The 12905-nt window shown below is 37.4% G+C and carries 14 protein-coding genes and 1 tRNA gene; 11 read left to right on the top strand and 4 right to left on the bottom strand.

The window, feature by feature from the left end:
- Positions 1-262: 262 nt before the first annotated feature.
- Positions 263-631, bottom strand: a complete 369-nt coding sequence (locus ACJVDK_RS02020) for a helix-turn-helix domain-containing protein (RefSeq protein ID WP_443938615.1) — start codon at positions 629-631, stop codon at positions 263-265.
- A 208-nt stretch (positions 632-839) separates the two neighbouring features.
- On the opposite strand from ACJVDK_RS02020, the gene ACJVDK_RS02015 reads away from it, so the two are divergent.
- The 9 genes from ACJVDK_RS02015 to ACJVDK_RS01975 all read left to right on the top strand — a co-directional run bounded on the left by ACJVDK_RS02015 (position 840) and on the right by ACJVDK_RS01975 (position 6742).
- Positions 840-1028: a hypothetical protein gene (locus ACJVDK_RS02015; protein WP_443938614.1), complete on the top strand. Its 189-nt coding sequence runs from the start codon at positions 840-842 to the stop codon at positions 1026-1028.
- 255 nt (positions 1029-1283) lie between these two features.
- Entirely contained in the window at positions 1284-1637 is a 354-nt protein-coding gene (locus ACJVDK_RS02010; RefSeq protein WP_443938613.1) for an ISAon1 family transposase N-terminal region protein, read from the top strand.
- Between the two features lie 13 nt (positions 1638-1650).
- Positions 1651-2637, top strand: coding sequence for an ISAon1 family transposase (locus ACJVDK_RS02005; protein ID WP_443940023.1), 987 nt, complete (start codon positions 1651-1653; stop codon positions 2635-2637).
- Positions 2638-2680: 43 nt separating this feature from the next.
- The gene (locus ACJVDK_RS02000) at positions 2681-3034 is read left to right on the top strand and encodes an ISAon1 family transposase N-terminal region protein (protein ID WP_443936584.1); all 354 of its coding nucleotides are present in this window, start codon (positions 2681-2683) and stop codon (positions 3032-3034) included.
- Positions 3027-4034 carry an ISAon1 family transposase gene (locus ACJVDK_RS01995; protein WP_443938612.1) on the top strand — a complete coding sequence of 336 codons (1008 nt, stop codon included), beginning with the start codon at positions 3027-3029 and terminating at the stop codon, positions 4032-4034. The genes ACJVDK_RS02000 and ACJVDK_RS01995 overlap by 8 nt, the downstream gene beginning before the upstream one ends.
- A 12-nt stretch (positions 4035-4046) precedes the next feature.
- Positions 4047-4400: an ISAon1 family transposase N-terminal region protein gene (locus ACJVDK_RS01990; RefSeq protein WP_443936584.1), complete on the top strand. Its 354-nt coding sequence runs from the start codon at positions 4047-4049 to the stop codon at positions 4398-4400.
- Positions 4393-5400, top strand: a complete 1008-nt coding sequence (locus tag ACJVDK_RS01985; RefSeq protein ID WP_443938612.1) for an ISAon1 family transposase — start codon at positions 4393-4395, stop codon at positions 5398-5400. The genes ACJVDK_RS01990 and ACJVDK_RS01985 overlap by 8 nt, the downstream gene beginning before the upstream one ends.
- A 12-nt stretch (positions 5401-5412) precedes the next feature.
- Entirely contained in the window at positions 5413-5766 is a 354-nt protein-coding gene (locus ACJVDK_RS01980; RefSeq protein ID WP_443936584.1) for an ISAon1 family transposase N-terminal region protein, read from the top strand.
- Positions 5759-6742 carry an ISAon1 family transposase gene (locus ACJVDK_RS01975; RefSeq protein WP_443936583.1) on the top strand — a complete coding sequence of 328 codons (984 nt, stop codon included), beginning with the start codon at positions 5759-5761 and terminating at the stop codon, positions 6740-6742. Before ACJVDK_RS01980 ends, ACJVDK_RS01975 begins: the two co-directional genes overlap by 8 nt.
- Positions 6743-6972: 230 nt before the next feature.
- Here ACJVDK_RS01975 and ACJVDK_RS01970 read toward each other — a convergent pair.
- A tRNA-Leu gene (locus tag ACJVDK_RS01970) sits at positions 6973-7054 on the bottom strand.
- Positions 7055-7244: 190 nt separating this feature from the next.
- Complete coding sequence (locus ACJVDK_RS01965; RefSeq protein WP_443938611.1) at positions 7245-8042, bottom strand: helical backbone metal receptor; 798 nt, start codon at positions 8040-8042, stop codon at positions 7245-7247.
- A 135-nt stretch (positions 8043-8177) separates the two neighbouring features.
- Between ACJVDK_RS01965 and ACJVDK_RS01960 the strand changes: the two genes are divergently transcribed.
- Positions 8178-8648, top strand: a complete 471-nt coding sequence (locus ACJVDK_RS01960) for a CYTH domain-containing protein (RefSeq protein ID WP_443938610.1) — start codon at positions 8178-8180, stop codon at positions 8646-8648.
- A 180-nt stretch (positions 8649-8828) separates the two neighbouring features.
- A complete protein-coding gene (locus tag ACJVDK_RS01955; protein WP_443938609.1) occupies positions 8829-11018 on the top strand; it encodes a bifunctional alpha,alpha-trehalose-phosphate synthase (UDP-forming)/trehalose-phosphatase in 2190 nt (729 codons plus the stop codon).
- Positions 11019-11093: 75 nt separating this feature from the next.
- Here ACJVDK_RS01955 and ACJVDK_RS01950 read toward each other — a convergent pair whose 3' ends face one another.
- Entirely contained in the window at positions 11094-12878 is a 1785-nt protein-coding gene (locus tag ACJVDK_RS01950) for a glycoside hydrolase family 15 protein (RefSeq protein ID WP_443938608.1), read from the bottom strand.
- Between the last annotated feature and the right edge of the window lie 27 nt (positions 12879-12905).

Genomic DNA, 12905 nt, shown 5'->3' with positions numbered 1-12905 from the left:
AAAAACAGAAAACAAAAAGCATTCATTTTCAAGTCTTTACATCGATTTTTATTTTAATCTATTTTTAAACACAAAACCGCTTCATTTTACTGAAACGGCCTTTATTTTACTGGACAATTTTACGCTACCCCTTAAAAACAAAGGCTTGTTTTGGGTCGCAAAAATAGCGCTTTTATTTCTAAATATATAGTGCTTTCGCAAAAAAATACATTTAACATGCATATGACGAATGAAGACATAGCGCAATTACATACACAACTGGTTATTCCAACATCACCAGACCATATTCCTCGCTCAAAGCTTTTATTCTTTCCTGAAACTCAAGAATATCACCATAAGCCTCAGGAGGTATCACAAATTGATAGGTAATAATGGGCACGTTGTTCGTTTTCTTGTAAAAGGACGAGGCTTCTTCTATAACCAGTGGTGGTTCTTTTGTAAGGTAAAGGCTAACAAAATCGAAATCGAGCACCTTACTTATTTGCTTTAGCAACTCGATACTGATATCTGTGCGCTCGAAAATATACATAACATTTCGGTAGGTCATATTGGCTTCTTCCGAAAATTTTTTCAGTGACCATCCTTTTTTATGTATTTCTTCTTTTATTAATTTACCTATATGAAACGACATAACACAAATTAAGCACATTTTGAATCGCCTATCCTTAATAGATAAAGAAACAAATTAGTATAATGTTTGAAATATTTTTAATTTTTAAACAAATAATAACCTATATTTATACAATAATATTCACTCCTGTTGTTATTGTTCCTTTTCATTAAACAACGTTCCTTTTCTAGCTATTAAACATCAATACTTATATTAAACTGAAAACACCATGGAGCAATCGCTAAAAAAAATCAAGATGATGAGTGAAATTTTCGCAAACATCCAAACCGGCATTAAACAGAATGCCCCCATTGAGAAAGAAATTGAAACCGGCCTCACCAAACTTTCTCAACTCTTAAATCATGAACTCAGCTCTTTGAGTTCCGCAAGCCAAACCGACACCCCTCCTAAAAAATAAAACCAAACACCCTACAATAGCCAGGTTTACCTCTAACTAACAGCCTGGCACCCACAAGAGCCTGATTACTTTCACAAGAACATTCAGGCTCTTTATTTTTTAAAAAAAGCAGCAAACACGCATATTATCTTTAACAATCCACAAGTTTCTACAAGTACTGTCAAATGGTTTAGATTACCCGAAAGAGGGATCATGTACAAAAGTTGTGGAGCGGTGAAAAAAAATTAGATCTTTGAGGGTTAAAATTTACGTTACATGCACGATTCTTTTAAAGCCCTACTTCCGATGATCATCCCCGAAGGTGTATCTGATTATTTTTCACTTTCCGGTCATAAGAAAGATACCACCGGTATTCATATCTACCTTGAGGAACTGAACTTAGTTCCATCGGAATATGAGAGCAATAAGCTGCATTCCAAAGGTTTCTTTAGTGAAGTCATACTACAGGATTTCCCCATTCGTGGACAAGAGGTCTTTCTTCATGTGAAACGACGCAGATGGTTGAACCTGGACACAGGGCTTGTTGTCTTTCGGGATTGGAGTCTGGTGGCAAAAGGAACGCGTATCACTGAGGATTTCGCGGCTTTTTTAAAAGCAATCAGCCGATAGCCAAGCGCATAGCATCCAGACCATCAGTTCCTTTTATGGCATAGACCCCAGAAAGCTAAGGAGATATTATAGAGAAAAACTAAGCGGCTTCCAAGATTGGGAACACAAGAAAAACGCTCGGGAAGGGCTCGTTTTTGCGGATAATGTGACTGCCCATCTTTCTATTGACGAGACCAGTCTCTCTCATGGCGAACTTTATACAGTGGTTACCAATAAACACGCCCGTGGTAAAAAAGGCACTATTGTAGCCGTTTTGAACGGTACCAAATCTGAAGATATTATTCCTGTACTACTGAAAATCCCTGCACGCATACGCAATAAGGTACAGGAAATCACACTTGACTTAGCAAGCAATATGGCATTGATTGCCAAAAAGTGTTTTCCAAATGCTGTACAAGTCATCGACCGCTTCCACGTGCAGCAACTCGCTACCGAAGCCCTGCAGGAGATAAGAATCAAACATCGATGGCAGTCAATAGATGATGAAAATACAGCACTGGAACAAGCCAAGGCACAGAAATCAACCTATCTGCCCGAAATATTATCCAATGGCGACACAATTAAACAGCTATTGGCCAGAAGTCGTTACCTGCTCTACACCAAGCAGGACAACTGGACAAGGGATCAACAGCATAGGGCGGCTTTATTGTTCGAAAGATATCCAGATATTGAAAAGGCATATGACCTCAGTCAGCAGCTTTCCTGGATATTCAATTCCACTGCCGATAAGTTATATGCTTTTGCTAGATTGGCAAAATGGAACGAAAAAGTTGAGCAATCAGGCTTCAAGTCTTTTAATACAGTATCAAGGACCATAATCTTGCACCACAAGAAAATACTCAACTACTTTGATAACAAAAGTACCAATGCATCGGCAGAATCATTCAACGCTAAAATTAAAGCTTTCAGGGCACAGTTCAGAGGTGTCGGTGATATCAACTTTTTCCTGTTTAGGCTAACTAAATTATTTGGGATCAAGCGGAAAAGTTGGGGGGAATAGAATAATTTCTTTTTTTTGTAGTCAATACTAATTACAAATTTCCTTGAAACAAGCCGAACAAACCCTTATCAGTTTTTTATTACCAGAAGGTATTCTGGATTATTTCGAACTACTCAAAGTAGAGAAAGAGTTAAAAGAATTCCATATCTATCTGGAAGAGAAGAATATTGCACCTTTGGGCTATCAAATAGCCGAACTTGAATCAAAAGGATTTCTTCCAGAAGTTGGCATTCAGGATTTTCCCATCCGTGGGCAAAAAGTTTGCTTACGCATCAAAAGGCGTAGATGGACAGTAAAAAAGACTGGTGATATTATTAGCAGAGATTGGGATCTAGTAAGAAAAGGGGCTCGAATGACTACGGAATTCGGTCTTTTTTTAAAAGGAATATTTGGATAATCATCCTATTAGCTGTTATCATTTAGGTCATTATTTCCAAATTGATGGTAAACAGCTTCAGGAGCAGTATAAGGAACACATTAGTGATTATGGAAGCTGGGATCAAAAGACGCATGCCGATGATTGGATGCTTTTTACAAAGAATGTGAGTTCCAGGCTCAGTATTGATGAAACAGCTTTATCCAATGGAGAACTTTATACTGTTGTAACCAATAAAGAGGCTAAAGGCAGGAAAGGCGCTATTGTAGCCATGATTAAAGGAACAGTTGCCCAAGACATTATCACGGTATTGACAAAGATTCCTGAGCGATTAAGAAAACGCGTACAGGAAGTAACCATGGATATGGCCGCTAACATGCAATTGGCCATAAAACGATGCTTTATAAATGCGCATCGCGTAATTGACCGTTTTCATGTTCAAAAATTAGCCTATGATGCTGTTCAGGAAGTCAGGATAAAGTATCGTTGGGAGGCTATTGATGCAGAAAATGAGGCTATTGCCAAGGCAAAGAAGGACAATACTGCTTATCAACCAGAGGTATTAGCCAATGGAGATACATTAAAGCAATTGCTCGCACGCAGCAGATATCTTTTATTTAAGCATCCTTCAAAATGGACTACAAATCAGAAACTTAGAGCAGACCTACTTTTCGAAAGGTACCCCAAATTAAAGAAGGCGTATGCTATAGCCCAAAAATTGGGAGATATATTCAGACTGTGTAAAAGTAAAGAGCAGGCTTTTAAAAGATTGGCAATATGGTATAATGAGGTTGAAGCTTGTGAAATTGATTCTTTTAGAACTGTTGCAAGGTCAATTCAATCGCATTACCTATATATCCTAAACTTCTTTATTAACAGAGCCACGAATGCTTCTGCAGAATCTTTCAATGCAAAGATCAAAGCTTTTAGAGCAACCTCAAGAGGCGTTAGGGATATTAAGGGATCAAGCGGAAAAGTTGGGGGGAATAGAATAATTTCTTTTTTTTGTAGTCAATACTAATTACAAATTTCCTTGAAACAAGCCGAACAAACCCTTATCAGTTTTTTATTACCAGAAGGTATTCTGGATTATTTCGAACTACTCAAAGTAGAGAAAGAGTTAAAAGAATTCCATATCTATCTGGAAGAGAAGAATATTGCACCTTTGGGCTATCAAATAGCCGAACTTGAATCAAAAGGATTTCTTCCAGAAGTTGGCATTCAGGATTTTCCCATCCGTGGGCAAAAAGTTTGCTTACGCATCAAAAGGCGTAGATGGACAGTAAAAAAGACTGGTGATATTATTAGCAGAGATTGGGATCTAGTAAGAAAAGGGGCTCGAATGACTACGGAATTCGGTCTTTTTTTAAAAGGAATATTTGGATAATCATCCTATTAGCTGTTATCATTTAGGTCATTATTTCCAAATTGATGGTAAACAGCTTCAGGAGCAGTATAAGGAACACATTAGTGATTATGGAAGCTGGGATCAAAAGACGCATGCCGATGATTGGATGCTTTTTACAAAGAATGTGAGTTCCAGGCTCAGTATTGATGAAACAGCTTTATCCAATGGAGAACTTTATACTGTTGTAACCAATAAAGAGGCTAAAGGCAGGAAAGGCGCTATTGTAGCCATGATTAAAGGAACAGTTGCCCAAGACATTATCACGGTATTGACAAAGATTCCTGAGCGATTAAGAAAACGCGTACAGGAAGTAACCATGGATATGGCCGCTAACATGCAATTGGCCATAAAACGATGCTTTATAAATGCGCATCGCGTAATTGACCGTTTTCATGTTCAAAAATTAGCCTATGATGCTGTTCAGGAAGTCAGGATAAAGTATCGTTGGGAGGCTATTGATGCAGAAAATGAGGCTATTGCCAAGGCAAAGAAGGACAATACTGCTTATCAACCAGAGGTATTAGCCAATGGAGATACATTAAAGCAATTGCTCGCACGCAGCAGATATCTTTTATTTAAGCATCCTTCAAAATGGACTACAAATCAGAAACTTAGAGCAGACCTACTTTTCGAAAGGTACCCCAAATTAAAGAAGGCGTATGCTATAGCCCAAAAATTGGGAGATATATTCAGACTGTGTAAAAGTAAAGAGCAGGCTTTTAAAAGATTGGCAATATGGTATAATGAGGTTGAAGCTTGTGAAATTGATTCTTTTAGAACTGTTGCAAGGTCAATTCAATCGCATTACCTATATATCCTAAACTTCTTTATTAACAGAGCCACGAATGCTTCTGCAGAATCTTTCAATGCAAAGATCAAAGCTTTTAGAGCAACCTCAAGAGGCGTTAGGGATATTAAGGGATCAAGCGGAAAAGTTGGGGGGAATAGAATAATTTCTTTTTTTTGTAGTCAATACTAATTACAAATTTCCTTGAAACAAGCCGAACAAACCCTTATCAGTTTTTTATTACCAGAAGGTATTCTGGATTATTTCGAACTACTCAAAGTAGAGAAAGAGTTAAAAGAATTCCATATCTATCTGGAAGAGAAGAATATTGCACCTTTGGGCTATCAAATAGCCGAACTTGAATCAAAAGGATTTCTTCCAGAAGTTGGCATTCAGGATTTTCCCATCCGTGGGCAAAAAGTTTGCTTACGCATCAAAAGGCGTAGATGGACAGTAAAAAAGACTGGTGATATTATTAGCAGAGATTGGGATCTAGTAAGAAAAGGGGCTCGAATGACTACGGAATTCGGTCTTTTTTTAAAAGGAATATTTGGATAATCATCCTATTAGCTGTTATCATTTAGGTCATTATTTCCAAATTGATGGTAAACAGCTTCAGGAGCAGTATAAGGAACACATTAGTGATTATGGAAGCTGGGATCAAAAGACGCATGCCGATGATTGGATGCTTTTTACAAAGAATGTGAGTTCCAGGCTCAGTATTGATGAAACAGCTTTATCCAATGGAGAACTTTATACTGTTGTAACCAATAAAGAGGCTAAAGGCAGGAAAGGCGCTATTGTAGCCATGATTAAAGGAACAGTTGCCCAAGACATTATCACGGTATTGACAAAGATTCCTGAGCGATTAAGAAAACGCGTACAGGAAGTAACCATGGATATGGCCGCTAACATGCAATTGGCCATAAAACGATGCTTTATAAATGCGCATCGCGTAATTGACCGTTTTCATGTTCAAAAATTAGCCTATGATGCTGTTCAGGAAGTCAGGATAAAGTATCGTTGGGAGGCTATTGATGCAGAAAATGAGGCTATTGCCAAGGCAAAGAAGGACAATACTGCTTATCAACCAGAGGTATTAGCCAATGGAGATACATTAAAGCAATTGCTCGCACGCAGCAGATATCTTTTATTTAAGCATCCTTCAAAATGGACTACAAATCAGAAACTTAGAGCAGACCTACTTTTCGAAAGGTACCCCAAATTAAAGAAGGCGTATGCTATAGCCCAAAAATTGGGAGATATATTCAGACTGTGTAAAAGTAAAGAGCAGGCTTTTAAAAGATTGGCAATATGGTATAATGAGGTTGAAGCTTGTGAAATTGATTCTTTTAGAACTGTTGCAAGGTCAATTCAATCGCATTACCTATATATCCTAAACTTCTTTATTAACAGAGCCACGAATGCTTCTGCAGAATCTTTCAATGCAAAGATCAAAGCTTTTAGAGCAACCTCAAGAGGCGTTAGGGATATTAAGTTTTTCTTATTTAGACTATCGAAAATTTATGCCTAAAAAATACTCCCCCCCAACTTTTCCGCTTGATCCCTCTTTATTTTTTTTAAAAAAAGCAGCAACCACGCATATTGCCTTTAACAATCCACAAGTTTCTACAAGTACTGTCAAATGGTTTAGATTACCCGAAAGAGTCGTTGATTGAATATGGATGACCGCAAAAAATTTTTTCTTGGCTTGAGGTAAAAAACAAAAGGCTCAAATTTCTCTGAGCCTTTTTTAGTGTTTTGTGCGGAAGAAGGGACTCGAACCCCCACGCCGTGAAGCGCCAGATCCTAAGTCTGGTGCGGCTACCAATTACGCCACTTCCGCGTTTTTGTGTTTGTTAAGGACTGCAAAGATAGAAATCAGTTTTAATTTTGCAAAACAAAAAAAACTATTTGAGCAAAAAAAGCAACTAAAACGGGCTAAGTGACTAATTCTGAAGTAGAAAAAATTTAAAATAAAACTATGCAATTTCTATTAATTGAATGGTCTTCCTCTTTTTGAGTTTTTCGCTGTCTTAAACTAGTTTCTTTTGAAACTCAAAAAAATACTGCACAGCTTTTACCAACCTGCTTCCGTACCAGCTAAACATTTCTCCATCCACCAATAAAATCTGGGCATTTGGCATTATTTCTTGCAATTCAGCTACGTGTTTTTCGGCAAAGGGGTACGGTTCTGAGGACAGCAAGACTAATGCTGGATTTAGTTCTTTTAGTTTATCGGTAGTTAGCTCGGGGTATCGATCTATTTGCACAACGTTCAGCATTCCATTGCTTAACAATACTTCGTTAATAAAGGTATTCGTACCAGCTGCCATATAGGGCTTACGCCAAATCAAATAAAGTACCTTTTTATGAATTTGTTTTTGCAATGCGAGTGTTTTCAAATCAGTAAAACCCGCAGCAATTAAATGATTCAAATAAGCGGCTTCAGGACTCCGATCAACTAATTCGCCAATTTGGCTAATGGTATTCATGGCATCTTCCAAATTGAAAATATCGCTCATCCAAACCGGAAAATATGTTCCCAATTCTTCTATATCGCTTTGCGTATTTTCTTCTTTGTTTCCGATGATTAAATCGGGTTTTAACGCTTTAATTAAATCGATGTTGACTTTTTTGGTTCCACCAACTTTCGTCCGTTCTGCAAATTTTTCAATTGGATGGATGCAAAATTTTGTCAAACCAATCACTTCTGTATCCAAACCTAAATCGAATAACAATTCCGTTTGAGAAGGAACGATGGATACTATTCGTTTAGGAGGAAAACTCAAGGTAATTTCCCGCCCCATCTGATCGGTAAAGGTTTTGTACATCCGCTTCTTATTTGTCCGCAAATTTAACCAAAACGTTTTGCAATTTTTATTGAAATAACATATACCACAATCACAAAATGGTTTCTTTTTATTTTTTGCCTAATTTCATCCACTCAATATTTAAAAAAATCTTTTATGGGAAAAGAAATAGAACGAAAATTTTTAATCGACCAAGAAAAATGGTCATTAATAGATAAACCTGAAGGTGAGCATTTTCATCAAGGATATGTGGTACTGGATCCGGAAAAGACGATTCGTGTTCGCTTAACCCCAAGCAGCGCCTTTTTAACGATTAAAGGTATTTCTATTGGCGCCACACGATCTGAATTTGAATATGAAATCCCACAAGCGGATGCCAAAGAATTGTTAGAAAATTTTGCCGTGTCGCAACTTGAAAAAATAAGGTATACGCTAACAGAAAACGGAAAAACTTGGGAAGTTGACGAGTTCTTGGGCGGAAATTTGGGGCTTTTTATTGCAGAAATAGAGTTAAGCGAAGAAGACGAACATTTTGAGAAACCTGAATGGTTAGGTACCGAAGTTACAGGCGAAGAAAAGTATTACAACGCTATGCTTACTATTCAACCATTTCTTAGCTGGTCTTAAAACCCATAATTTTTAATCTAAATTTCACTTGCTTAAAGTCTTGTTTTTTTGATGTTTTTACAGGATGTTCTTTTATCTAATTGCTTATTGTTTAAATCATTTGAATGTCTTTTATAAAAAGTATTTAAACAAAAACGGATAAAAACCCTTATACTAAAGTGATTACCAGTTTAGACAAGCATGAAAACAGTTATATTATCGAATAGACTACCCGTAAAAATTATTGAAAAAGAAAACGAATACATCCTCATCCCTAGCGAAGGTGGCTTGGCAACTGGTTTGGGGGATGCGCATAAATCAGGCAATTCGATATGGATTGGCTGGCCAGGAATTGAAATCCCTAAAGAGCGCCAAGAAGAAGTATCGGCAAAATTAGCACAACTCAACCTTTATCCCGTTTATCTTTCGCAAGAAGAAATTAATCTATTTTACGAGGGTTTTTCGAATGAAATTTTATGGCCTGTATTTCATTATCTGGTTACCTATGCGCAGTATCATCAATCTTATTGGGATGCCTATACTTCGGTAAACCATAAATTTGCAGAGGCTGCATTAAAAATAGCTTCTGTAGGTGATAAAATCTGGATTCAAGATTATCAATTGCTTTTATTACCCAACATTTTACGCAGCAATTTACCACTATCCACCATCGGATTTTTTCAGCATATTCCTTTCCCTTCGTACGAAATTTTTAGATTAATACCTTGGCGCGAGCAATTATTAAAAGGCATGATAGGAGCCGATTTAATTGGTTTTCATACCTATGATGATGTTCGTCATTTTTTAAGTACCGCTACCCGAATACTGTCTATTAATTCTTCTTCGAATGTATTAAGCCATAATGAACGACAAATTGTGGTAGAAGCATTTCCCATGAGCATTGATTTTGATAAATTTAGTGCGCTATCATCAACAACGGAAGTACACAAAGAGATTGACGATTTAAGAAAGGGTAAAGAAGGTTTAAAAATGATCCTTTCTATAGACCGCTTGGATTATAGTAAAGGGATTTTGGAACGGCTGAAAGTAATTGATTTGCTGTTTCAAAAGCATCCCGAATACATCGGAAAAATTGAATTTTACATGATTGTTGTCCCTTCTCGCGACAACGTGCCACAGTACCGCGATTTACGAGAGCAAATTGACCAGTTTGTAGGAAACCTCAATTCACGTTATCGCTCTTTAGATTGGATTCCGGTTAATTATTTCTACCGTTCATTTCCTGTTGAAGTTTTATCAGCTCTATATTCAACCGCCGATATTTGTTTGGTTACGCCCATGCGCGACGGAATGAACCTAGTGAGCAAAGAATATGTAGCCAGCAGAAACAACCTTACTGGTGTACTGATTTTAAGTGAAATGGCTGGCGCCTCAAAAGAATTAACAGAGGCGCTGATTGTAAACCCTAACAACTTAAACAACATCATGGAAGCGCTTGTATCAGCCCTACAAATGCCTTTAGAAGAACAACAAAGACGCATGAAAGCCATGCGGTCAATTATCCAAAAATTTAACATTAAACATTGGGTAAATAATTTTATACAAAAACTCAACGAAGTGAAAAATTCTCAACATTCATTACAAACAAAACACGCCATTCATTCTATTAACGATATAATTGTTGCCAAATATAAAGACTCAGAAAATCGGGTTTTATTTTTAGATTACGATGGAACATTGGTTGATTTTGCTGGAAATATTGACGATGCTTCGCCTGATGAAGAACTTTACAGCATTTTGAGAAAAATAACAGCCGATCCTAAAAACAAGGTGGTCATTATTAGTGGGCGAAAAAATGAAACTTTAGAAAAATGGTTTGGCCACCTACCTGTGGATATGATTGCCGAACACGGTGCATGGTTTAAAACCAATGGCGATAACTGGAATTGTTTACCGCTTTTAACCGACCAATGGAAACAAGAAATCAAAGCCTTGTTAGAAACCTACACCAACCGAACGCCGGGATCCTTTATTGAAGAGAAAAGCTATTCGCTTGTATGGCATTACCGCAAAGCGGAAAAAGATTTGGGCGATTTAAGAGCAGGAGAAATTGTAAGCAATTTAAGAATACTTGCAGCCGATAAAGGTTTGCACTTAATGCCTGGAAATAAAGTTATTGAATTTAAAAACATGGAGGTAAACAAAGGAAAAGCTGCACTCAGCTGGTTGTACAACAAACATCCTGATTTTATCATTGCCCTTGGCGACGACCATACCGATGAAGATATTTTCAGAGCTTTACCCAACAATGCCATTACCATTAAAATTGGACACAATATTTCGGAAGCAAAGTACTATTTAAACAACTTTAAAGAAGTGCGTTCATTGCTTTCGAACTTAACCGAGCAGCCCTCTGAAGTTGAAAAATGACAGATGATTTTACCACAAAAAGGCAATTTTCTTCTACGAAAATTGCCTTTTTGTATTTTAGGTGTTTAACTGAACTTATAAAAATATTGGCCGATCCAATTTTATCGCTATGCGATAAGCGGCATTCATTAAACCCACATGACTATAGGTTTGCGGAAAATTACCCCATTGACTACCGGTTTTAGCGTCTACATCCTCGCTAAAAAGCAATAAATGGTTGGAGTATTTGATTATATTTTCAAATTCGGCCATTGCCTCGTCCATTCTACCAACGCAAGCCAAAGCCTCCACATACCAGAAAGCACATATTAAAAAGGTGGTTTTAGGTTTACCGAAATCATCCTCATGCAAATAGCGATAAAATAAGCCATCTTCTGTTTTAAGCACTTTTTCCAACCCGATTAAATGATCTTTTGCTTTTTGCGAAGCCGGATCTAAATAATTCATCATAATTAATTGCAAAGTGCTCGCATCTAAATAAGGACTACCCACCGCATTTGTATATACTTTTCGTTCTGAATCATAACACGCTTCGATGTGCGCTGCTGCTTTATCAATTAATACCTGGGCACGTGTTTCAAAATCGGCATTACCGATGGTTTTTGCCATTTTTAATGCGGCATTTGCCCCTACCCATTGAAATAAATTACTGTAGCAATGCATGTTAGCAATGTTTCTAAACTCCCAAATGCCAGCATCTTTCTCGTCGATGGTTCTTTCAATTTTAGATAGCACCCCTTCAATCCAACGCACCGAATCACTGCGTTCAGAAAAAACAAATCGATGATCGGTGTAAAGTGGCAACATCGAAGTTAGCACTTGTCCATAAATATCGTTTTGGATGTGTTCATAGGCCTGATTCCCAATTCTAATCGGTTGTTCACCTTCGTACCCATCTAAATGTCCCAATATATGCTCGGTAATCACGCGTTCGCCACCAATACCGTACAAAGGCTGATAGCGCGTATCTTCTGCATGAGAAATATCGGATAAATAATTAAAATACCGTTCCATTTCTTCGAAATGCCCAATGTGATTGAGCGAAGTAAGCACATAATGCGAATCGCGAAGCCAACAATAGCGATAATCCCAATTTCTGGTACTTCCCGGCGATTCTGGCAAACTGGTTGTACTGGCGGCAATAATGGCTCCGGTATCTTCGTATTGATGAATTTTTAAAACCAAGGCTGAGCGGATTACATAAGGTTGATAATAACCTGCAATAGATGAATGCTTAATCCACAACCGCCAATATCCTAGGGTTTCTCGAAGAAAATTCTCAGCGGTGCTAATCAGCGGTGCCTCCAAATTCTGACCATAAGTCATTACCAAATATTTGGTATCGTTTAAAACAAAACCTTGCTCTTCTAAAATATAAGTAAGGGAAACATCGGTGGTTAATCGGATATTTTCATCACAACCTTTGTAATCGATATGATTGCTTCCTCTACTGATTTCCAATGAATCTTTTCCGTAATTGCAAACAGGCTTGCATTTTATTTTAATGCGTGGATTTCCTTCTAACGGCTCTATTTTTCGAATGAACATTAACGGTTTAAAATACCGATCGTATTGTCTAAAACGAGGTGCAAAATCGGTTATGCGGTACTTACCATCTTCTGCGGTAATTTCAGTTCTTAAAACATTGGTATTTTCAACATAATACTGAACGGAAGAATAATCGGATAAGGGTAAAATAGAAAATTCTCCACCTTTGTTTTTATCTAATAAACTCCCAAAAATAAAGGAGCTATCAAAACGCGGCCAACAAAGCCAAGAAACATCGGTGTTTTTATTTATATGTGCAATAAAAGAACAGTTCCCTATTATGCCAGTCTGGTAAAGATGTTGTTTACTCATAGGTATTTTAGGTGTTTGTAGCATCGG

The organism is Pedobacter paludisoli, assembly GCF_052344095.1.
Lineage (GTDB): Bacteria > Bacteroidota > Bacteroidia > Sphingobacteriales > Sphingobacteriaceae > Pedobacter.
The sequence above is the reverse complement of the archived record's forward strand: the minus strand, read 5'-3'. Positions and strand labels throughout refer to the sequence as shown.

Excerpts from the sequence above, each read along its gene's own strand:
- ACJVDK_RS02015 (WP_443938614.1), top strand. The coding sequence starts at position 840 with ATGGAGCAATCGCTAAAAAAAATCAAGATGATGAGTGAAATTTTCGCA.
- ACJVDK_RS02010 (WP_443938613.1), top strand. The coding sequence starts at position 1,284 with ATGCACGATTCTTTTAAAGCCCTACTTCCGATGATCATCCCCGAAGGT.
- ACJVDK_RS01955 (WP_443938609.1), top strand. The coding sequence starts at position 8,829 with ATGAAAACAGTTATATTATCGAATAGACTACCCGTAAAAATTATTGAA.
- ACJVDK_RS01965 (WP_443938611.1), bottom strand. The coding sequence starts at position 8,042 with ATGTACAAAACCTTTACCGATCAGATGGGGCGGGAAATTACCTTGAGT.
- ACJVDK_RS02020 (WP_443938615.1), bottom strand. The coding sequence starts at position 631 with ATGTCGTTTCATATAGGTAAATTAATAAAAGAAGAAATACATAAAAAA.
- ACJVDK_RS01960 (WP_443938610.1), top strand. The coding sequence starts at position 8,178 with ATGGGAAAAGAAATAGAACGAAAATTTTTAATCGACCAAGAAAAATGG.
- ACJVDK_RS01950 (WP_443938608.1), bottom strand. The coding sequence starts at position 12,878 with ATGAGTAAACAACATCTTTACCAGACTGGCATAATAGGGAACTGTTCT.